Origin of the sequence: Dactylosporangium sp. NPDC050688, from assembly GCF_040654515.1 — a bacterium.
Lineage (GTDB): Bacteria > Actinomycetota > Actinomycetes > Mycobacteriales > Micromonosporaceae > Dactylosporangium.
Genome location: NZ_JBFAIC010000011.1, coordinates 159,505 through 181,154, shown reverse-complemented (window position 1 = coordinate 181,154; position 21,650 = coordinate 159,505). Strand labels below are relative to the sequence as shown.

15 protein-coding genes and 1 pseudogene are annotated in these 21,650 nt (G+C 75.8%); 9 read left to right on the top strand and 7 right to left on the bottom strand.

What is annotated here, in order from left to right; all coding sequences use genetic code 11:
* The 5 genes from AB0H83_RS14015 to AB0H83_RS13995 all read left to right on the top strand — a co-directional run bounded on the left by AB0H83_RS14015 (position 1) and on the right by AB0H83_RS13995 (position 5,898).
* On the top strand, positions 1 to 1,272 hold the full coding sequence (locus AB0H83_RS14015; protein ID WP_360092155.1) for a glycosyltransferase family 4 protein: 1,272 nt from the start codon (positions 1 to 3) through the stop codon (positions 1,270 to 1,272).
* A gap of 127 nt (positions 1,273 to 1,399) precedes the next feature.
* On the top strand, positions 1,400 to 3,109 hold the full coding sequence (locus tag AB0H83_RS14010) for a protein kinase (RefSeq protein ID WP_360092152.1): 1,710 nt from the start codon (positions 1,400 to 1,402) through the stop codon (positions 3,107 to 3,109).
* Positions 3,102 to 3,938, top strand: a complete 837-nt coding sequence (locus tag AB0H83_RS14005) for a patatin-like phospholipase family protein (RefSeq protein WP_360092149.1) — start codon at positions 3,102 to 3,104, stop codon at positions 3,936 to 3,938. The genes AB0H83_RS14010 and AB0H83_RS14005 overlap by 8 nt, the downstream gene beginning before the upstream one ends.
* Positions 3,938 to 4,933 carry a 1-acyl-sn-glycerol-3-phosphate acyltransferase gene (locus AB0H83_RS14000; RefSeq protein ID WP_360092146.1) on the top strand — a complete coding sequence of 332 codons (996 nt, stop codon included), beginning with the start codon at positions 3,938 to 3,940 and terminating at the stop codon, positions 4,931 to 4,933. Before AB0H83_RS14005 ends, AB0H83_RS14000 begins: the two co-directional genes overlap by 1 nt.
* Positions 4,934 to 5,004: 71 nt before the next feature.
* On the top strand, positions 5,005 to 5,898 hold the full coding sequence (locus AB0H83_RS13995) for a Gfo/Idh/MocA family oxidoreductase (protein WP_360092143.1): 894 nt from the start codon (positions 5,005 to 5,007) through the stop codon (positions 5,896 to 5,898).
* Between the two features lie 50 nt (positions 5,899 to 5,948).
* On the opposite strand, the gene AB0H83_RS13990 is transcribed toward AB0H83_RS13995, so the two are convergent.
* Positions 5,949 to 9,782, bottom strand: coding sequence for a hypothetical protein (locus AB0H83_RS13990; RefSeq protein WP_360092140.1), 3,834 nt, complete (start codon positions 9,780 to 9,782; stop codon positions 5,949 to 5,951).
* Positions 9,783 to 9,891: 109 nt separating this feature from the next.
* On the opposite strand from AB0H83_RS13990, the gene AB0H83_RS13985 reads away from it, so the two are divergent.
* Positions 9,892 to 10,191, top strand: a complete 300-nt coding sequence (locus AB0H83_RS13985) for a hypothetical protein (RefSeq protein WP_360092137.1) — start codon at positions 9,892 to 9,894, stop codon at positions 10,189 to 10,191.
* A 41-nt stretch (positions 10,192 to 10,232) separates the two neighbouring features.
* Here AB0H83_RS13985 and AB0H83_RS13980 read toward each other — a convergent pair whose 3' ends face one another.
* The 3 genes from AB0H83_RS13980 to AB0H83_RS13970 form a co-directional block, all read right to left on the bottom strand.
* Complete coding sequence (locus tag AB0H83_RS13980) at positions 10,233 to 10,865, bottom strand: response regulator transcription factor (protein ID WP_360092233.1); 633 nt, start codon at positions 10,863 to 10,865, stop codon at positions 10,233 to 10,235.
* A gap of 86 nt (positions 10,866 to 10,951) precedes the next feature.
* Positions 10,952 to 13,693: an EAL domain-containing protein gene (locus tag AB0H83_RS13975; protein WP_360092134.1), complete on the bottom strand. Its 2,742-nt coding sequence runs from the start codon at positions 13,691 to 13,693 to the stop codon at positions 10,952 to 10,954.
* A 77-nt stretch (positions 13,694 to 13,770) separates the two neighbouring features.
* Positions 13,771 to 13,998, bottom strand: a complete 228-nt coding sequence (locus tag AB0H83_RS13970; RefSeq protein ID WP_360092131.1) for a hypothetical protein — start codon at positions 13,996 to 13,998, stop codon at positions 13,771 to 13,773.
* On the opposite strand from AB0H83_RS13970, the gene AB0H83_RS13965 reads away from it, so the two are divergent.
* Complete coding sequence (locus tag AB0H83_RS13965; protein WP_360092128.1) at positions 13,981 to 14,463, top strand: FAD-dependent monooxygenase; 483 nt, start codon at positions 13,981 to 13,983, stop codon at positions 14,461 to 14,463. The genes AB0H83_RS13970 and AB0H83_RS13965 overlap by 18 nt on opposite strands.
* Positions 14,464 to 14,536: 73 nt before the next feature.
* On the opposite strand, the pseudogene AB0H83_RS13960 reads toward AB0H83_RS13965, so the two are convergent.
* Positions 14,537 to 15,259 (bottom strand): annotated as a pseudogene (locus AB0H83_RS13960) (protein phosphatase 2C domain-containing protein); the annotation flags it as partial.
* 63 nt (positions 15,260 to 15,322) lie between these two features.
* On the opposite strand from AB0H83_RS13960, the gene AB0H83_RS13955 reads away from it, so the two are divergent.
* Complete coding sequence (locus AB0H83_RS13955) at positions 15,323 to 18,169, top strand: LuxR C-terminal-related transcriptional regulator (protein ID WP_360092125.1); 2,847 nt, start codon at positions 15,323 to 15,325, stop codon at positions 18,167 to 18,169.
* Positions 18,170 to 18,203: 34 nt separating this feature from the next.
* Here AB0H83_RS13955 and AB0H83_RS13950 read toward each other — a convergent pair whose 3' ends face one another.
* The gene (locus AB0H83_RS13950) at positions 18,204 to 19,496 is read right to left on the bottom strand and encodes a protein kinase (protein ID WP_360092122.1); all 1,293 of its coding nucleotides are present in this window, start codon (positions 19,494 to 19,496) and stop codon (positions 18,204 to 18,206) included.
* A 58-nt stretch (positions 19,497 to 19,554) separates the two neighbouring features.
* Entirely contained in the window at positions 19,555 to 20,547 is a 993-nt protein-coding gene (locus AB0H83_RS13945) for a substrate-binding domain-containing protein (protein ID WP_360092119.1), read from the bottom strand.
* Positions 20,548 to 20,739: 192 nt separating this feature from the next.
* Here AB0H83_RS13945 and AB0H83_RS13940 point away from each other — a divergent pair, with 192 nt between their 5' ends.
* Complete coding sequence (locus AB0H83_RS13940; RefSeq protein WP_360092116.1) at positions 20,740 to 21,558, top strand: serine/threonine-protein kinase; 819 nt, start codon at positions 20,740 to 20,742, stop codon at positions 21,556 to 21,558.
* The last annotated feature ends 92 nt before the right edge of the window (positions 21,559 to 21,650 follow it).

The following is a 21,650-nucleotide window of genomic DNA, read 5'->3' as shown; positions in this document are numbered from 1 at the left end:
ATGAGGATCCTGATGCTCTCGTGGGAGTATCCGCCGGTCGTGGTCGGCGGGCTGGGCAGGCACGTGCACGCCCTCGCCACCTCGCTGGTGGCGGCGGGCCACGAGGTCACAGTGGTGACCCGGCACGCGCCCGGGGCTCCCCTGGAGGAGTACGCCGAGGGCGTCCGCATCGTCCGCGCGGCGGAGGACCCGCCGCTGTTCCCGCTCGCCACCTCCACGCTGCTGGCCTGGACCATGGCGTTCAACCACACCCTGACCCGGGCCGCCCTGCGGGCCGCGGCCACCGGCGAGTACGACCTCATCCACGCCCACGACTGGCTGGTCACGCACACCGCCGTCACCCTCAAGGAGTGCCTCGACCTGCCGCTGGTCGCGACCATCCACGCCACCGAGGCCGGCCGGCACCAGGGCTGGCTGCCCGACGAGATGAACAAGTGCATCCACTCCGTGGAGTGGTGGCTCGGGCACGAGGCCTGCCGCGTGGTGGTCTGCTCCGAGTACATGCGCTGGGAGGTGACCCGGCTGCTCGACCTCGCGCCGGCCCGGGTCTCCGTCGTCGCCAACGGCGTCGACTCCAGCGTCTGGAAGGCGCCGTCCCGGGCCGTCAACGCCGCCCGCGCCAGGTTCGCCGGCGACGGCCCGCTCATCGGTTACGCCGGCCGTCTGGTGTACGAGAAGGGCGTGCAGGACCTCATCGCCGCCCTGCCCGAGCTGCGCGCCCGGCACAACGGCCTGCGGGTCGTCATCGCCGGTGACGGCCCGCACCGCGCGGAGCTCCAGGAGGACGTGCGGCGGCTGCGGCTGCAACGCGCGGTCAGCTTCGCCGGCTTCATGGGCGAGGGCGAGCTGCCGGCGCTCATGGCGGCCACCGACGCCCTGGTGGTGCCGAGCATCTACGAGCCGTTCGGCATGGTCGCGCTCGAGGGCGCCTCGGCGGGCGCGCCCCTCGCGGTCGCCGCGACCGGCGGCCTCGCCGAGATCGTCCAGCCGGGCGAGACCGGCGTCACGTTCCCGGCGAAGAGCCCCGACGCGCTCGCCGCGTCCGTCGGCACCCTGCTGGTGGACGAGCCCTTCGCACGCCGGGTGGCGAAGAAGGCCCGCACGATGGTCGGCCAGAAGTACGGCTGGTCCACCATCGCGGCCAACACCGCCGACGTGTACCGCACCGCCATCACCGAGGCGCCCGGCTTCGCCGCGAAGCAGGCCGCTGCGGTCCTTGAGCACGGCCGGCCGCAGATCGTCGTGCCTGACGGCAACCTTCTGACGATCTGAGTCGCAACTTTGACCGGCCCCGGCGGGAAGTTTGCCGGGGCTGTTCACATTTGGGTCTCGCGTCCGAGCGCGATGACGATTATGGTCTCTGGGGTACAGCGACCAGAATCGATCAGAACGGCGACTGGTGAGCGGGACGGCTGACGAGGTCCTCGGCAACAGATACCGGCTCATCGCACCCGTCGGCACCGGTGGCATGGCGGTCGTGTGGCGGGCCCAGGATCTCGTGCTCGACCGCGACGTCGCGATCAAGCTGCTCGCCGAGGAGCTCGCCACCAAACCCGGCAACCGGGAGCGCATCCGGGCCGAGGCGCAGGTCGTCGCCCGCCTCCAGCACCCCAACATCACCGCCGTGCACGACTACGGCGAGGCCGGCCACGTCCGCGCGGGCCGCCACGGCCGCCGCCCGTACGTGGTGATGGAGCTCCTCGAGGGCGAGCTGCTGTCCAACCGCCTGCGCAGCGGGCCCATGTCGTGGCGCCGGGCGACCCAGATCTGCGCCCAGGTCGCCGCCGGGCTCGCCGCCGCGCACGAGCGCCACGTCGTGCACCGCGACATCAAGCCCAGCAACATCATGCTCACCGCCGCCGGCGCGAAGATCCTCGACTTCGGCGTCGCCGGGCTCACCGGCTCGTTCGACCCCGACGACGAGGACGGCACCGTCTTCGGCACCCCCGCCTACCTGGCCCCCGAGCGGCTCCTGGGCGGCAGCGTCATCCCCGCCACCGACGTGTACACCGTCGGGCTGCTCATCTACCGGTGCCTCACCGACCGGCTGCCATGGCACGCGGACACGCCGACGCAGATGATCGCCAACCACGTGTACGAGCCGCCGCACCCGCTGCCGGACATCCCCGGCCTGCCACGCGACATCGGACAGCTCGTCGCCCAGTGCCTGGCCAAGGACCCCGCCACGCGGCCGCCGGCGGCGTACGTCGCCCGTACCCTCGCCGCCGCCACCGGCATCCATGTGGTCCTCCCCGGGGAGGACGGCTCCTCCACCCAGGAGGTGCACGCCCCCGCAGCCCCGGCGCCACACCCCGGCGAGCCGGCGGACGCGACGTTCGGGCGGGAGGTGACCGTCCCACGCCGGCGGGCCGCCATACGCCGCAGCCGCCGCGCCATCGCCGGTGCGGTCCTCGCCGTGGCCATCGCCGTCGGCGCCGGCGCCCTCGCCATCTGGAAGCCGTGGGCGCCCCTGCCCGGCTGCGACGTCGACTACTACACCCGGCCCGAGCCGGCCGAGGGCGTGGACCGGGGGTTCGCCTCGCGCATCGTCATCGCCAACTCCGGCAACCGGCCCGTCAACCCGTGGCGGCTGCAGTTCCTGCTCCCGGGCGGGCAGGACATCACCCAGATCACCGGCGGCATCGCCACCTGGGAGCGGGTCGGCGGCGGCGTCCGGATCACCGGCGCCTACGCGCTGCCGCCCGGCAAGGCGCTCACCGTCGGCATGAACGGCGCCCGCGGGGTGCAGCCCATGCCGACCGACTTCACCGTCAACGACGTCGCCTGTGACACCCGCTGGGCCGACCTGCGGCGCGGCGCCCGCCTCCCGCCGGTGACGGACCTGATCAACCCGCCGGAGGGCAAGAACCGCCCGCAGGCCACCACCCCGCCGGGCCCGCCGGACGGCGGCCCGCCCGGCGGGTTCGACGGCGACCGGCCGCCATCCGGCGGGGAGGGGGACGGCGACCGGCCGCCGCCACCCGGCGAGGACGGGGACGGCGGCCCGCCGCCGTACGGCGACGAGGAGCTCGGCAGCCCGCCGCCGAGCAGCCACCCGGCGAGCACTGCGGCGACGTCCCCGCCGCGCTACGTTCGGAGCCGTGCCTGAACGGTTCACGGGTCCTGTCGGGTTCGTCTTCGGCGGCGGCGGCGTCCTCGGCGCGGTCGAGGTCGGCATGGCCCGTGCCCTGCTGCACGCCGGCGTCCGTCCCGACCTCGTCGTCGGCACGTCGATCGGCGCGTTCAACGGCGCGGCCGTCGCCGCCTCCCCGGACGAGCGGGTCGCCGAACGCCTCACCGAGCTGTGGGTGTCACCGGAGGCCCGCACCGTGTACGGCGACTCGCTGCCGCGGCAGCTGGGCCGTTTCGCCCGCCGCACCCACCTGCACTCCCCGGCGCCGCTGCGGCGGCTGCTGACCCGCGAGCTCGGCGCCGACACCACCTTCGACGACCTGCCCGTGCCGTTCCAGTGCTGCGCCGCCAGCATCGAACGCGCCGCGGAGCACTGGTTCGACAAGGGTTCCGTCGTCGAGGCCGTCCTGGCGAGCTCGGCCGTGCCCGGGTTGCTGCCACCCGTACACCTCGGGGATGAGCATTTCATCGACGGCGGGATCGTCAATTCCGTGCCCGTCGGCCGGGCCGTCGCCCTGGGGGCCAGGACGGTCTTCGTCATGCAGGTCGGCCGGATCGAACGCCCGCTGCGCCCGCCGCGGCGGCCCTGGGAGGTCGCGCAGGTCGCGTTCGAGGTCGCCCGGCGGCACCGCTTCGCCCGCGAGCTGTCCGAGGCGCCGCCCGAGGTCACCGTGCACGTCCTGCCCACCGGCGGCGGCTCCGCGCGCGACGACTCGCCGCTGTCCTACCGCAACATGACCCTGGCGAGGGCCCGCATCGAGCGTGCGTACCAGGCGACGAGCGCCTACCTGGAAGCGTCGGCGTAGTGCCGCCCCGCTGGCTGCGCCGCGTCGTGCTCGCCCCGGTCCTCCTCGGGGCCATCCTCGTGGTGCTCGCCACGATGCCGGTCTGGCTGCTCGCCGCCGCGCTCGCGGCACCGTTCGGGTCCGGACGGCTGCGCGCCCTGCGGGTCACCTGGATGCTGGCGGTCTACCTGCTGCTGGAGGTCGTCGCGCTGGTCGTGCTGTTCGGGCTCTGGGTCGGCAGCGGGTTCGGCTGGAAGCTGCGCGGGCCGCGGTTCCAGCGGATCCACTACGTGCTCACCGGCCGGTTCCTGCGGGTGCTGTACGCGCAGGCCCGCTGGGCGCTCGGCGTCAAGGTGGCGGTGGTCGGCACCCACCCGGACGTCGCCGCGCCGGGCCGCCCGGAGCTGGTGTTCTGCCGGCACGCCGGGCCCGGCGACTCGTTCCTGCTCATCCACGCGCTGGTCAACTGGTTCGACCGGGAGCCGCGCATCGTCCTCAAGCACACCCTGCAGTGGGACCCCGTCATCGACGTCATGCTCAACCGGCTGCCCAACCTGTTCCTCACCGCGGGCGGCGGCGACCCGTCGCAGGTGGCCGCGCTCGCGACCGGGCTGGACGACAACGACGTGCTCGTGCTCTTCCCGGAGGGCGGCAACTTCACCCCGACCCGCCGGGAACGCGCCATCCAGCGGCTGCGCGAACTCGGCCTGCACGCGCTGGCCGAACGGGCCGGCCGCATGCGGCACGTGCTCGCGCCGCGGCCGGGCGGGACCCTCGCCGCGCTGGACGCCGCGCCCGAGGCCGGGGTCATCTGGGTCGCGCACACGGGGCTGGACAAGCTGCTCACCGTCGGCGACCTGTGGCGGCACCTGCCGCTCGACCTCACCATCACGATGCGGTGGTGGTCGGTGGACGCCTCGCAGGTGCCGGTGGGTCACGAGCAGCGGGTCGACTGGCTGTACGAGTGGTGGGGCCGCATCGACGCCTGGATCGACCGGCACGGACCGTCGTCGTAGTCCGGGGTCTCCCGCCGGAGGGCCTCGGGGGCTGGCGCGGCGGGGGTGCGCCGTTCGTGCAGAATGGCCGGATGCGATTCGGGGTGCTGGGCACGGGACACTGGGCTGCGACGACACAGGCGGTGGCCCTGGCGGCGCACCCCAAGGCCACCCTGGCCGGCGTCTGGGGCCGCTCCCCCGCCAAGACCGCCGCCGTCGCCGAGTCGTTCGGTGTCACCGCGTTCGACAACGTCGACAAGCTGCTCGACTCGGTCGACGCGGTCGCGATCGCGCTGCCGCCGCAGATCCAGGCCGACCTCGCCGCCCGCGCCGCCCGCGCCGGCAAGCACCTGCTGCTCGACAAGCCCCTCGCGCTGACCGTCGAGTCCGCGTCCGCCGTCGTCGACGCGGTCACCGACAGCGGCGTCTCGTCCGTGGTCTTCTTCACCAACCGGTTCGTCCCCGGCGTCGCCGCGTTCCTGCGCGACAACGCGGCCCTCGGCGGCTGGTACGCCGCGCACGCCACCATGTACGCCTCGATCTTCCGGCCCGGCAACCCGTACGCGGGATCGACGTGGCGCAAGGAGCACGGCGGGCTGTGGGACCTCGGCCCGCACGCCTTGTCGGTCGTCCTGCCGCTGCTCGGGCCCGTCGTCGACCTCAGCGCCGCCGACGGCCCTCACGACACCGTGCACCTGCTCCTGCGGCACGACAGCGGCGCGGCGAGCACGCTGTCGCTGACCCTGGACGCCGCCCCCGACGCCACCACGTTCGCCTTCTCCTACTACGGCGAGCACGGCGCGCTGACCCTGCCCGCGTGGGGCGACGACACCGCGGTCACCGCGTTCGGCCACGCGGTGACGGCACTGATCGCGGCGGCCGGTGGCACGCCGCACCCGTGCGACGTGCGGTACGCGGCCTCGATCACGGGCATCCTGAGCGCGGCGGACCAGGCCCGCCGCACCCAGACGATCGTCACCGTCTGACGGTTCCCGCGCTCCGCGCGGCGACCGCCTGATCTCGCCGCCGCCGGCGGTCATCGCATCCGGGTCACCGCCGCCCGCAGGCGACGGACGTCGCGGATGCGCCGCTCGTACGTCGTGGCCAGGGCGACCAGCACGAGACCCGCCACCGCGAGGGGTGCCCACCTCGGCAGCAGGTCCCAGTACACGGCGATCTCGTGCAACGCGACCACCACCAGCACCGACCCGCCGACGACGGCCGGGGCCTGCAGCCGGCGCACCGCCCCCACGACGACGACGGCCAGGCCGCCGAGGCCCAGCAGCAGCCGGCGCAGCGGCTCGCCCTCGGTCACCAGCACCGAGGCGAGGCTCGGCCCGAACGCGGCGAACAGCGCCGGCCCGAACGCCACCCAGCTGCCGAGCGGCTCCTTGCCCTCCGGCCGGCGGCGGGACGCGTACCAGCCGACGGCGGCGGCGATCACGGCGGCCGGCAGCGTGTACGCCTCCAGCAGGGCTACCTCGTTGGACGCGAGCACCAGCCAGTACGCGACCAGCTGCGCCGCGCCCGCCACCCCGGCGAACACCACCCGCGGGCCACCGGCGAGGGCCCGCAACCCGAGGGCGATCCCCCACAGGCTGCTGATCCCGGCCATCGCCGCCAGGTCCCCGCTGGTGAGCAGGAACGCGACCACCGCCGTGGCGTGCGCGACCGCCTCGAGCACCAGCGCCTCACCCGGCGCCGCGCCGCGCTGCGCGTCGCTCGTGGCCGGCCGGCGGCGGATGACGACCGACGCCGTGAGGACGACGGCGGCGGCGAGCAGCACCCAGTAGCCCGTCCACCGCAGCGGCAGCTCCGCCGCCCTGGCCGCGGCGAACGCCAGCCACCCCGCGCTGAGCGCACCGATGAGCCAGCCGAGCGTGCGCGCCGCCGCGGTCCGGCCGGCGACCCCGATGACGGCCCCGGTCACCAGGACCGCCGCGAGGGCGGCCAGCGTCGCGGGTTTCGTCGCGAGGCACCCCGCGAGCCCGGCCCCGCCGGTGAACCAGCACGTGAACGCGCCGACGTTGGCGCGCATGGCGCGGGCCTGCGGGCGTACCAGTGCTGCGGCCAACGCGGTGGCCAGCCCGCCGGCCAGGGTCACCGCCGGCACCGCCGGCCACGGCGCCTCGGCGGCCAGGCAGCCGAGCACGACCGCCATGGTCGCCGGCGCGCCCGCGAGCGTCCAGACCGCCGTCCGGGTGCGCCGGGCCACGAACACGGCGAGCACCGCGACGAGGGCGAGGGCCGCGGCGGCCGGCCCTGGCCCGAACGCCTGCGCCTCACCGGCCCACCAGCGCCCGGTCGGGTCGAGCCCCACCCCGTCCGGCGTGCCCTGCCAGATGGCGCCGAGCCAGCGGTACGGCCGCAGCAACGTCTCGAACACCGCCGGAACGACCGCCAGCAGCGTGACCGCCGCGGGGATGAGGCCGGGCAGCGCCGCCGGCCAGGACCCTGCGGGCAGCGGCCCTCCTGAGACGCCACCGCCGGCCACCGGTGATGCGGTGGCGCCGGTCGCCGGAGGCTGGTTCCCGGCGGCGACGCCGGTTGCCGGGAGCTGATTCTCGGCGGTGACGGCGGGCGCCGGGCGCTGGTTTCCGGCGGTGACGGCGAACCAGACCGACAGCACGGCCACGGCCGCGAACACCCCGAACGGCAGGTGCCCGCCGTCCGACGCGGCCAGCCCGACCGCAACAAGGGTCACGCCCAGGCCGGCGAGGGCGGCACCGAACACGCCCGCCGCGCCGAACCCGGTCCGCGCCACAACCACGAGCACGGTGGCGAGCGCCAGTCCGGCCGCCGCGCCGTACATCGGAGCCGGCACGTGCAGGGCGGCGCCGGACCCGGCGAGCCGGACCGCGGCCGCGACGAGCAGCGGCAATCCCGCGAGCCCGACGGTGACCGCCGGCGCCGCGAGCTGGACCATCCTGCCCCGCAGGGCGAACAGCACGCACAGGCCGGTCAGCGCGACCATGGTGAGCAGCGTCGCGAGCGGGGTGTCCAGCCCGGCGAGGACGGTGTGCGCGGCCACGACCGGCAGCCCCATGGCCGCCCACCATCCGGCCGTCAGACTCACCCGCGGCAGCCGCACGGCAATCGGCTGCCCGGCCAGAGCCGGCTGCCCCGCGACGGCCGGTTGGCCCGCGACGGCCGGCTGTCCGGTGCCCGGCGGCTGGCCCGCGCCGAACGGGACGCCTCGCGCGGGATCGAACGCCGGCCGACCCGCGGTGTCCGGACCTTCGCCGGGCGCACCCGCACCGCCGGGCAGCACGTCCGGTGCGGCGGCAGCGGCGGTCGCGCGCCGGGCGGACCAGTGCAGCGCGGCCACGGACAGTGCGGCGAGCACGGCGAAGTCCAGGGCGGACACGACCGGCAGCGGCGCGGCGAACGAGCCCGGCACGGCGAACCCGACCAGCACCACCGCCGGCCACACCACCCAGCGGGACCGGGTCAGCACGAGGAACGCCGCCGCGACCGGCACCACGGCGACCGGGATCTGCCACGAGTACAGCCGGTCCATCGTGGACATCGGACCGTGCCAGGCGGGCAGGGCCCAGCCGACGGCGGAGGCGGCGGCGACGAGGGCCGCGAGGGCGTACGGGACGGCGGTCACGCCGGCGACCACGAACGCGCCCACCCGGGCGCCCGCCCGCACGCGGTCCGGCAGCACCGCGACGGCCAGCGCGATCAGCACCGGCACGCAGGCGAACGCGAGCGCCTGCTGGGCCGGGACGACCTCGGCGAGGACGCGGACGGTGACGAGCGCGACGATGCCGACCGCGACCCCGGCGCCGACGTGCGCGGTGACCCGTTGCACGAGGCCGGCGGCGACGATGACCGCGGCGAGCGCCAGCATCGCGGCGCCGGCGCCGAGGACACCGGCCACGCCGTCGACGGTGGACAGCGCGATGAGGCCCAGTGGCGCGGCGATCGTGACCGCCAGGCCGGCGCCGATCCAGGTGGCTTTCTCCACGGTACGGGCAAGCAGCACGTCCAACGCGGCGACGGCGGCGAACGTGAACGTCCAGCCCGTCGCCTCGAACGACCGCTCGGCGGCGAGCAGCGGCAGCACCGGTTGCGCCGCGAGGATGGCCGCGAAGCGGGGACCCCGCAAGCCCGTCGCGACGGCGTAGCCGCCCGCGACGACGGCGGTGACCGCGAAGACCAGCCCCGCGTACGTGCTGGGCTGCATGGTGTCGGCGAGGCCGGCGAGGTTGACGTACCAGGCGGCGTACCCGTCCAGCAGCACCAGCAGCAGACCCAGCGCGGCGAACGTCTCCGCCGTCGACCGCAGGCCCCGGGCGAGCGCGACCGGCGGCACGGCGAGGGTGACGAGGGTCACGGTCGCGAGGATCGCGGCCCGGCCGAGCACGCCGAAGCTCGCCCAGGCGACCGCCGCGAACACGATCGCGGCGCTGCCGAGCAGCAGGCCGCCGAGGATGAACAGCAGGTTCTGCACCGTCCGGGGAGTGGTCTCGGCCTGCGCGGCGGCGGGGACGAGACCCGGCCCGCGGCCACCCGGCCCGCCGGGAAAGCCGGGCGCGGCGACCGCCGAGGGCGGCGGCTGGGCCGGCGGCGGGGGCGGCGGCGCGAGGGCGCGCCTGGCTGCCTGCACCGCCTGGCTGACCCGGGCCGCAAGCAGGTTGCGCTGTGCGCGCACGGCGTTCAGGCGCTGGACCGCGGCGTCGTACCGGCCGCGTACCTCGTCCAGTTCGGCGCGGGCCGCCTCGACCTCGGCGAGGAGCTCGTCGGCGCGGGCGCCGAGCCGTACCACCTCGGCGGCGTCCGGGAACGGGGCGCGACCGCAGCCCGAACAGCCGGCCTCCAGGTCGGCCTGGCTGCCGCAGAACGGGCACGGATACGTCATCATGCCGTCAGGATGACCTTGCGGGGGCTGTGCGGGTATCGGGTGGAGTACTCATCCTTTGTCTGAGTATCCGGATCTTCCTGTCCCGTTGGCGACGGGGCATGCTGGCGGGATGCGGTTGCTCACCGAGGCTGAGTACAAGGCGACGATGGAGCCCGAACCGATACAGATCGGTCCGGACGACGAGCCGCCGTTCGACTTCTGGCCCTACTTCGACGCTATCCCCGAGGAGCACCTCGGCGGGCACGACTTCAGCGAGGGCAGCGTCAACTACGCCTGGCAGATGCCCGCCGGCAACCTGCAGCACGTCCTGGTGAACTGTGAGACCCCGAACGTGTTCCTGGTGCTCGTCCTCGACCTGCGCACCGAGACCGTCCTGGGGCACTACCTGCTCGACATCTACGGCGTCTGACCACCCGGCGCACACCAGCGCACGCAACCGGGGAACGTCAGCTACTCGTCGAGGCCGCGCTCGATGGCATACCGGACCAGATCGACGCGGCTGTGCAGCTGCAGCTTGCCCAGGGTGTTCTGCACGTGGTTCTGCACCGTGCGGTGCGACAGCACGAGGCGCTCCGCGATCTCCTTGTAGGTGACGCCCTTGGCGACCAGCCGCAGCACCTCGGTCTCCCGCTCGGTCAGCCGCGGCGCGTCGGGGTCCTCGGCCCGGGTCACCGTCGCCAGCCGCCGGAACTCGCCGAGCACCAGGCCCGCCAGCCCGGGCGTGAACACGGCGTCGCCCTCGGCGGTGCGCCGCACCGCAGCGAGGAACTCCTCCCGGGCCGCCGACTTCACCAGGTAACCGGTCGCGCCGGCCTTCACGGCGTCCAGCACGTCCTGCTGCTCGCCGCTGGCCGACAGCATCAGGATGCGCACCTCTGGGCAGGACGCCAGCAGGCCTTGGATGACCTCGACCCCGGACCGGTCGGGCAACTGCAGGTCGAGCACCACGACGTCGGGGCGCACGGAGCCGGCGATCCGGACCGCCTGCGCGCCTTCGCCGACGGCGGCGACGACCTCGTACCCCGCCTCGGCGAGATCCCGGGCGACACCCTCACGCCACATCGGATGGTCGTCGACCACCATGACCCGGAGCGGTCCCGCTGCTTCCACGCCAGCAGCCTATCGGTCCGTCCGCGTGCGGGCGGAACGGCGCCGTGCTGAGGCGGAGTTCAGAACAGCCGGGTCCGGTGCCGCTCCAGGAACGCCTCGACGTGCTCGGCGTGGTAGGGGCGGCTCAGCAGGTAGCCCTGCCCGAGCCGGCAGCCGGCGGCACGGACCACGTCGACGTGCGACTCGGTCTCCAGGCCGCAGGCGACGACGTCGATGCCGAGGCGCTGGGCGAGACTGACCACCACGTCGACGATCGGGGTGGCCGGGGCGTGCTGGCCGGCCGGCTCGCTGAACAGCACCTGGCCGATCTTCAGCACGTCGACCGGGAGGCGGCGCAGGTGCGCGAGTGCGGTGGGGCCGGTGCCGAAGTGGTCGATCGCCGTGCGGACGCCGAGGGCGCGCAGGCCGGCGAGTTGCTCCACGGCGCCGGCGTCGTCGGGCAGGGACGCCTCGGCGACCTCGATGATCAGTGACTCGGCGGGGATGCAGTGGGTGTCGACGGCGGTGGCGACGGTGGTGAGCCAGCTGGGGGCGGCGAGCTGGCGGGCCGAGGCGTTGATCGACATCCACAGGTCGCGGCCGTCGACGCGCCACCGGGACAGCTGGCGGCATGCCTGGTGCAAGGCCCACTCGCCGATCTCGCCGGCGAGGCCGAGCTCCTCGGCGACGGGGAGGAACTCGTGCGGCGGCACGACGCCGAGGCGGGGGTGCCGCCAGCGCAGGAGCGCCTCCACACCGACGGGGTGGCGCCGGGTGAGCTCGACGACGGGCTGGTAGACGAGGTCGAGCTCACCGCGGCCGACGACCCCGGGCAGTTGCTGCTCCAGGTCGGTACGGCGCACGAGCGCCGCCTCGAAGGACCTGTCGTAGCACTCGACGCGACCGCCGTCGCGGCCCCGGGAGAGCTGCCGGGCGCGGCGCCGGGCGATGTCCGCGTGCCGCAGGACGCCCTCCGCGCCGGGGTCGCCGGCAGCGCCGCTGGAACTGGCAGAACCGGCAGAACCGGGGGAACTGGCGGGCGTGTCCACGGCCCCGAACAGGTCGGCGACGCCGACGTCCGCGGCCAGATGCACCGTGTGCCCCGGCAGGTGGAACGGCTCGGCCAGGGCCGTGGCCAGCCGCGTGGCGAGCGCGAACGCGTGCACCAGCGCCGCGTCGGTGAGCACGCCGAACGCCGCCCCGCCCAGGTGGGCGGGCAGGTCGTCGCGGCCGGCGGAGGTGCGCAGCCGGCGGGCGGCCTCGATGAGCACGGCGTTGGCGACGGTGGGGCCGTGCAGGTCGGCGACGCTCTCGAACCGGTCGAGCTCGACCAGCAGGACGGAGCCGGCGGTGGTGGTGCGGCGGGCCTCGGTGACGGCCGCCAGGAACTTGCGCCGGTTGGCCAGGCCGGTCTGCTCGTCGGTCCAGGTCGCCTCGTCGAGGCTGCGCTGTAGCTGGGCGCGGTCGCCGACGTCGCGGACGTGCACGACGACGCCGGCGACCTCGGGGGCGTCGCGCTGGTCGCTGACGGTGGACTCGGTCTCGCGCCAGCGCCCGAAGCCGTCGCGGAGGCGGGCCTGGACGAGGCGACCCGCACCGGCGTGCTGGCCGCCGGCGAGGACGGCGTGCAGCGCCTCGGTGGCCGGGCCGGCGTCGGCCGGGTGCAGCAGGCCGACGAAGGGCCGGCCGAGGACATCCTGGTCGGAGAGGCTGAACTGGCGGGCCGCGGCCGGTGACTGCCACCGCACGACCAGGTCGGCGTCCAGCACGACGGTGACGTCGGTGGAGCCCGCGACCAGCGTCTTGAAGTGGGCCTCGCGGGTGGCGAGGGTGCACGCGTACCGGCGGATGTCACGGGCGGCGAGGGCCTCGCGCAGCGCGACGGCGACGACGGCGGCGAAGCCGAGGCCGATCGCGGTCCGGTCGAAACGCCCGCCGGTGAGCAGGTGCAGCACGGACACGGCGACGGCGAGCAGGGCCGGGCCGACGAGCAGCGGGTAGCCGGCGAGGGTGCCGTCGCTGTCCGCGGCGTGCGGGCTGCTGGGCGCGTCGCCGGCGCGCCGCGCCCCGGTGAGGATGAGGAACGGCCCGGCGAGCAGGGCGAGCCCGGCGGCGACGAGCCCGGCGGAGACCCGGCCGGCCGCGGGGCCGAACGGGTCGCCGGGGCCGCGCAGCGCGGACAGCAGGACGGTGAAGACGCCGAGCCCGACGATCGACAGCGCGGAGCCGCCGGCGCAGGCCAGGGCGGCGGGGCGGTGCCGGACCGCACGCAGGCCGGTGACGACGGCGACGGAGACCGCGACGCAGCAGGTGACGGCGACGGTCAGCGCCAGCGGGCCGGCGACGGCGGACGCGGCCGGCGCGGTGGCGAGGACCCAGACGCTGTAGCACAGGGTCACGCCGATGCCGGCGCCGTCGAGCAGGCGGCGCAGCCGGGCGCGGACGGTGGGCGCCGTGCCGGGCAGCAGGAGCAGGCCGAGCAGGAACGTGGGCGCGGCGACGAGCGTGGTCACGGCGGCGACGCGGCCGGGTGCGGCGATCGACGGCGTCAGCGCGGCCGCACCGGCGGCGGCGACGCCGAGGCCGGTGAACAGGGCGCCCATGCCGAGGAACCCGGCGCCGCGGCACGGGCCGAAGTCGCTCCGGCCGCGGTGGATGCGCAGCGCGAGCCGGATCAGCGCGCCGGCGTGGACGAGGGAGCCGGCGGTGACCCCGGCGGCCACGGCGGCGAAGGACAGCACCGGGCCGGCGGCGGCCGCGGCGCTGAACGCGGCCACCGCGGTGACCAGGACGAGCCAGAACGTGCGCGGGTTGCTGACCACGGTCGTGTCGCTTTCGCGAGGCGATGGGCACGGAGGGATTCGTGCCCATCGGGATCAACGACGGGACGCGCTCGGCGTTACTGCCCGATTGTGACGATCTCGCGGATCGCGGCGAGGCGGGCCGCGCGCTGCTCGTCGGTGAACACGCCACGGGTCAGCTCGTCGAGCAGGAGCCCGTCGATGAGCGCGATCGCGAGCCGGGCCCGGTCCTCGGAGCCGAACAGCGCGGTCACCCGCTGCACGAACCCGCCGGCGAGGCTGTCGGCCGAGGGGCCGAGCTCGGCGCGGTGCTCGCCGGCTGGCACGACCCGGTCGGCCGGCTGCTCGCCGCGACGGCGCCCGAACAGCTGCTGCACCACCCGCTGCGGGAGCTGCGCCCGGTCGCCCCGATGCGCTTCGGCGACCGGGTGGCGCTGGTCGGCGACGCCGCGCACGCCATGACGCCCAACCTGGGCCAGGGCGCGTGCCAGGCGCTGGAGGATGCCGTCACCCTGGCCGTCCTGCTGCCGAAGGGCGCCCCTGTCCTGCCGGCGTTGCAGGTGTACGACCGGCAGCGCCGCCCCCGCACCGCGGCTGTGGCACGCAGGTCCCGCCAGGTCGGGCGGCTCGCCGGCGCGCGGGGCAGGCTCACCGGCGCCCTCGCGCGAACCCTGGTCCGGCTGACCCCGGACCGGATGGCGGCGCGGGCCGCCCAGCGGGTCGCCGCGTGGACCCCGGACGACGCCCACGTCCCCGCCGGCGCAGTTACGCGGGCAGGCGGGCGCCGCTGACCTGGTCGCGGCCGAGCCAGCTCTTCAGCCGGCGCCGCAGCCCTTTCGGCTCGGGCACGTCGTCGCCCACGATGTCGGCGACGACCGCGGTGATGTTGTCCGGGCCGCCGCCGCGCAGGGCGAGGTCCACGAGCCGGTCGACGCACTCGTCGACGTCGGCATACTCGCGCAGGACCTCCTCGATCGTCTCGGCCCGCAGCACGCCGGACAGCCCGTCGCTGCACAGCAGGTAGCGGTCGCCGGCGCGGGCCGGGACCACGGAGTAGACCGGGTCGGTCGGCTGGCCCTGCAGGACCCGGCTGACCAGGGACCGCTGCGGGTGCGTCGCGGCCTCCTCGAGCGTGATGCGGCCCTCGTCGACCAGCATCTGCACGTACGTGTCGTCGCGGGTGACCTGCTCGAAGTCGTCGCCGCGCAGCAGGTACGCCCGCGAGTCGCCGATGTGCACGAGCCCGACCCGGTCGCCGGAGAAGAGGATCGCGGTGAGGGTCGTGCCCATCCCCTGCTTCTCGGGGTCCGCCTCGACCTCGTCGCGGATGCGCCGGTTGGCGTCGGACACCGCGGTGCGCAGGGCGGTCAGCAGGTCGCTGCCGGCGAACTCCTCGTCGAGCGGGGTCATCGCCTCGATCGCCAGCCGGCTGGCGACGTCACCGGCCGCCATGCCGCCCATGCCGTCGGCGACGGCGAGGAGCCGCCCGCCGGCGAACATCGAGTCCTGGTTGTTGCTGCGGACGATCCCGACCTCGGTCCTGGCGGCCCACTCCAGCGCGAGGGGGCGCGGCTGCGACGCTTCCATGGTCGTCAGCGTGCCCGATCGACACACACGGCGTCTGTACGCACTTCTGCGTATCGTGACCGCATGCCCGCCACCCCGTTCATCGGACGAGCCGAGGAGCTCGCCGAGATCACGGGCGCCTGGGCCGCCCTGAACAGCCGCACGGGACCTGCGACCGGGGCCGCGACAGGGCCGGCGGGAGGTCCGGTGCCGGCGCCCGCCGGCCCGCGGGTCGCGCTGGTCACGGGCGAGGCCGGCAGCGGCAAGAGCAGGCTCGTCGCGGAGGTGCTCGACCGGCTGGAGCCGCGGCCGCCGGTGGTGCTGGCCGGCACCGCCCGTACCCTCGGCGCGGCACCGCACGACTGGCTGGCCTCGGTGCTCAGCGGGCACCCCGTCGACGGCGGCGTGCCGCCCGAGCTGGCGCAGCGCTCCCCCGCGCCTGGTGCCGGGACCCGGCTGGCGCCCGCCGCGATGCTGCGGGCCGCGGTCGACGTGGTCCGGGCGCTGCTGGACGGCCGCTGCGGCGTGCTCGTCGTGGAGGACCTGCACGACCTCGACCCGGCCAGCCTGACGCTCATCGGCGAGCTCGCCGCGACCGCCGCGCTGCCGGCGCTGCTGCTGGTCACCAGCCGCCCGCCGCAGGAGGCCGCGTTCGCGCCGGCGGCCGCGCGGACGCTGCGCCGGCTCGGCGGCGCGCCGTCGGTGGTGCGGGCGCACCTGGCGCCGTTCGACGCCCGCGAGACCGCCGAGCTGGTGGAGGCGCACCGCGGCGGTGCACCGGCCCCGGAGACGGTCCGGGCGCTGCTGACCCGCACCGGCGGCAACCCGTTCTGGCTGACGGAGCTCGTCACCGCCCGCGGCGACCTGGCCGGCGCGCCGCTGCCCGCGCACGTCGCCGGCCTGCTGGTGGAGCCCCTGGCGGGCGAGCCGGCCCTGGTCGGGCGGGTCGCCCGGGCCGCGGCGCTGCTCGGCGACCCGGTCGAGACCGACGTGCTGGTGCACGTGTGCGAGGGCGAGATCGAGCCGGCGCTGCGCCGGCTGCTGGACCTCGGCATGCTGGTCCTCGCCCCCGACCTGGCCCCGGCCGGCCCGCTGCGGTTCCGCCATCCGCTGCTGCGGGAGGCCCTCGCCCGCAGCGCCCTGCCCAGCGAGCGGGCCAGGGTGCACGGGCTGGCCCGGGCCCTCGCCGTCGAGCTGGGCGACGACGCGGCCCTCGCCAGGCACGCCGCCGCGCTCGGCCGGCTCGAGGAGGCGTCGGCGGCCGCGGTACGGGGCGCGCAGGCCAGCCTCGCGGCGGGCCTGCCGGACGCCGCCCTCGACCTGGTCGACCTGGGCCTGCGCGCCGCCGGCCCCGGTGCCGCGCCGACCGGCCGCGAGCTGGCCAGGGTCGGCGCGGTGGCCGCGTTCGTGGCGGGCCGGTTCACGGTCGCGGAGCGGCACGCGGCGGACTGGCTGCGCCAGGCGGCGGATGCGGTCGAGACCTCCGACGCGCACCGGCTCCTCGCCGAGATCCTCTGGTGCCTGGCCGACCGCCCCGGCCACCGGACCGCCCTCGCCGACGCCCGCGCCGCACTGACCACCGCCGACGCCCGCGCCGCACTGACCGCCGGCGAAGCCGGCGCCGCACTGACCGCCGGCGGCGCGGACGGCGGCGGGATCGCGGCGGCGTGGGCGCGGCAGCAGGCGGCGGAGGCGGCGAGCGCGCTGCGCACCCAGGCGCCGGACCAGGTGGTGCCCCTCGCCGAGGCCGCCCTGGTCGCCGCCGAGCAGACCGGGGAGAGCATCGCGTCGGCCGGGGTCACACTCGGCACCGCCCTCGCGTTCGCCGGCGCGCACGACCGGGGCGTGGCGCTGCTGCATGCCTGCCGGCAGATCGCCGAGCACGACCGCGACCCGGTGACCGTGGGCCGGGCCGTCAACAACCTCGTCGCGGTCGGCCTGCCCCGGCTCGGCGACGTCACCGGGCGGCGGCTGTTCGACGAGGCGATGACCGCGATCGGCCGGTCCGGCCTGGAGTTCTGCGCCGGGCGCACGACCGCGCTCGGCGTCGCGCACGCGCTGCGGACCGGCGACCTGGCCCGGGCCGAGACGCTCGTGTGGTCCCGGCTGCCGATCGAGACCGACCCGCTGGAGCGGGTGCGCTTCGCCGCGAGCGCCGGGCTCCTCGCCGTCGAGCGCGGCGACGACCCCCTCGCGGTGCGGATGCTCGCCCGGGCCGACGGGGAGGGCCGCGACGTCGGCCTGATCCGGGTGCTGCGGGTGGCGGTCGCGGCGCGCGGCCTGCACCCGCTCGACCCGGCCCTGGCCCTGGCCGAGTGCGTCGGCCGCTGCCGGCCGGCCCGGCTGGTCGAGGCAGCCCGGTGGGCGCTGCACGGCGGGGTGCCGGCCGCGACGGTCGAGGACCTCGTCGGCGACGCGGTCGGCGCGGCACCCCAGCTGCGGCTGCTGCTGGCGGTCGCGGCGGGCCGGGACGCCGCCGCCGTCGAGCTGCTCCCGGCCGCCCTGCGCCAGGGCGGCGGGCCGGCCGGGGCGGACACCGGCACCGTCGAGGTGGTGGAGGCCGCGCCGTACGACGCCGCCGTGCACACCGCCGCCGCGCACGCCCTGCTGCGGCTGGGCCGCGCCGCCGACGCCCGGCAGCACGCGGAGCGGGCGGTGGCGCTGCTCGTGCACTGGCCCGGGTGGCGGCTGGCCGAGGCGGAGACGCTGCTGCACAGCCTGCGCGCCGGCGGCGACCTGACCGCCCGGGAGATCGAGGTCCTCGGCTGCCTCGCCGCCGGCATGTCCAACCAGCAGGTGGCCAGCTCGCTGGGTATCTCCATCCGCACCGTCACGGTGCACGTGTCCAACCTGCTGCGCAAGACCGGCGCCGCGTCGCGCACCGAGGCGGCGCTGTGGGCCGTCCGCCACCGCGTCATCACGCCGACCTGAGGTGCCCTGAGATGCCCGGCGGCCACGGCCGGGCTCAGGCCAGCGACGCGCCGAGGACGACCAGGGCGGCGTCGATCTCCTCGTACGCATCGGCGCTGATCGACCCCTTCCCCTCCCGCTGCCGGTCGATCAGTTGCTTGCGCAGCATCTCGACGCGGTGGGCGGCGTCCGGCGGCTGGGCCATGATGTTGTTGACCTGGTTGCGGATGTCGTCGACGACGTCGGTGCGGATCTCGCCGGCGGCGAAGCGCCGGTCGACGACGGCGAGGACGGCCCGGCCCGCCTGCTGCGGGGTGAGCCGCGCCGGGGACGCCGACGGCGACGGGGCGGCGCCGGTCGTCGCGGTGGCGGACGTGGGGCGCCCCCGGGTCGGCGTCGGGCTGGCGCCCGGTGCCGGCTGGACCGTGACCGCCGGCGGGATCGACACCACGATGCTCACCGATGGCGCCGGTGCGGCGTCGTCGTCGCGGGCCGTGCCGCGCCACAGGTAGCCGAGCGCCGCCAGTACCGTGGCCGCCAGCACCACGGCGAGGACCGGGACCCACCGGCGCCGCCCGCGCTCCGCCGCCGACTCCAGGACGGCCGCGACCTCGGCCGCGGTCGGGCGCTCGGTGGGGTCGGTGGCCAGGCAGCGCAGGCAGATCGCGGCCACGGCCGGCGGCAGGCCGGGCACCGCGAGGGCCGGGCGGTGGTCGGCGGCGATGGCACGCTCGAGCTCGTCCCAGGTCGCGGCCCGCACGGGCGGGGCACCGGTGAGCATCTCGAACAGCAGCGCGCCGAGGGCGTACACGTCGGTGGAGCCGCTGGCGGGCGCGCCGACGAGCCGCTCCGGCGCGACGTACGGCGGGGTGCCGAAGGTCAGCGTGTCGCGCTGGCCGACGTCGGCGGCGATGCCGAAGTCGAGCAGCTTGATCCCGTCGGTGGTGAGCATGACGTTCTCGGGGGTGACGTCGCGGTGCACGACCCCGCGGCGGTGCGCGGCGTGCAGCACGTCGGCGACGGTGGCGGCGACCGCGACGGCGTCCCTCCACGGCAGCGGCCCCTCGGCGAGCCGGCCGGCCAGGGACACCCCGTCGAGCAGCTGCATGACCACGTACGCGGCGATGCGGCCGTGCGGGGTGACGGTCTCGCCGTAGTCGTAGACGCCGATCGCGTTGGGGTGCTCGATCCGGGCGGCGGCGCGCGCCTCCCGCCGGATCCGCTCCCGCTGGCCGCCGTCGGTGCCGACGGGCCCGTCGAGGACCTTGACCGCGACCGTGCGCTCCAGGGTGCTGTCCCACGCCCGCCACACCACGGACATGCCGCCGGCGCCGACGGGTCGCCTCAAGATGTACCGCCGGGCCAGGACATCGCCTTCCCGGAGTTGACCGTCCTGTATCACGTCGCTAGCTGGACGCTCGGAGGACGAGCTCGGTCGGCAGGACGGGGCAGTCCGGGGAGTTCTCCAGCAGCAGCGCGACCGCCGTGGCGCCGAGCTCCGAGACCGGCTGGCGCACCGTGCTCAGCGCCGGCGTGGTGTAGGACGCCAGGGGCGCGTCGTCGAAGCCGACGACGGCGACGTCCTCGGGGACGCGCCGGCCGGCCTTGCGCAGCGCCTGCAGGGCGCCGGCGGCCATGGCGTCGGAGGCGACGAACAGCGCGTCCAGGCGCGGCATGCGGTCCAGCAGCCAGGCGGCGGCATGGCCGCCCGAGGCGGTGGTGAAGTCACCGTACGCGACGGCGGGGGCACGGCCCGCGGCCTCCAGGGCGCGGCGGTAGCCCTCCAGGCGGTCCGCCGCGGCGGGCGAGTCGGGCGGCCCGGCGATGGTCGCGATGGCCCGGCGGCCGCGCAGGATGAGGTGCTCGACGGCCTGGCGCGCGCCGTCGTGGTTGTCGACGTCGACGAACGGGATGTCCAGGCCGTCGACGGGCCGGCCGGCGGCCCGCAGCGGCACCCGGGACGCGGCGAGGGAGACCGCCAGCGGGTGGCTGCTGTGCCCGCCGAGCAGCAGCACGCCGCCGACGCCGCCGGTGGTCAGGAACTGCGTCGCGGACGCGATCGTGCCCCTGGTCGCGGACATGGTGAGCAGCGGCACGCCGTGGCGGGTCAGCTCCTCCTCGGCGCCGGCGAGCAGCCGGGCGGAGAAGGTGTCGTGGAACAGCCGGGCGGTGGGCTCGAAGACCAGGGCCGCGACGGGCAGCCGCTGCGACACGCGGTCGGGGCGGCGGGGCCCGCGGTGGCGGACGTAACCGAGCTGTGCGATGGCGTCGTGCACCGACACCCGGGCCGAGGTGCTGACCCTGACCCGGCCGGTGAGGACGCGCGACACGGTCGCGGCGGAGACCCCCGCGGCGGCGGCGACCTCGGTGACGGTTGGTGGCGATGGCTCGTCAGGCATCCCGTCTCCTGTAGGAGCGATTCCTGCGGCCAGCGTCAGCCACGGTTACCCGGATGTCAACTATGGGTTTCGATCGGCTGTGCGGTTCCTTTGGTTCACCCGACATATCCGTATTTGTCATATCGACACGGGCTGTGGCAAACCTCGCTGGGGCTTCCGCGATCGGGACCGAATAGGGAATAGTCGGCGTTTGTGTCTGAGATCGAGCTTGGCCGCAGGGTGCTGGAGCGCTTCCTGCTGGTCCGCCCGATCGCCCGCGGCGGCATGTCGCTGGTGTACGAGGCAGTCGACCTGGAGCAGCTGCGCCCGGCCGCGGTGAAGGTGCTCGCGCCGGCGTTCGCCAACAACGGCCGCGCCGTGCACTCGGCCCGGCGGGAACCCGTGCTCATGCAACGGATGCGGCACCCGACCGTGCCCAAGATCTTCGGGTACGGCGAGCTGGACACCGGCCGCGCGAGCGTGCCCTGCGTGGCGATGGAGCTGCTCAACGGGGTACCGCTGACGAAGCGCCTCGCCGAGGGGCCGCTGCCGTGGCAGCACGCGGTCGAGATCGCCGCGTCCGTCGCCGAGCTCCTCGCGGTGGCGCACCGCCGCGGCATCGCGCACCGCGACCTGACCGCCGACAACGTCATGCTCACCACCGCCGGCGTGAAGATCATCGACTTCGGCCTCGCCGTGCCGTTCGCGCACCCGGCCGCGTCCCGGGTCGAGCACGCCCCCGCCTGGGACGTCTACGCCCTCGGCGTGCTGCTGTACCAGATGCTCACCGGGCGCTCACCGCACGCGCAGGGCGCCAGGCTGCTGCAACCGGTCGCCACCCCGGTCCTGCTCGCACCGGGCCTGCCACGCTCCGTAGCGGAGCTGTGCCGCCAGTGCATGGCCAAGCGGCCGGCGGACCGGCCCGAGAGCGCCGCGGTCGCCCTGTCGCTCTGGGCGGAGTTCGCAACCGACTGGCAACACCCCTCCTCCTTCACTGAGAGCTACCGCACACGGTCTGACAACTCTGCGTAGTCGCCGCATTTTGCCTGCGTAAACGCTCTGTCGGGTCCTTGGACGGACTTGGCCCGCTCGGGTGCATCCGACCATGCTCACCCATTGTGATT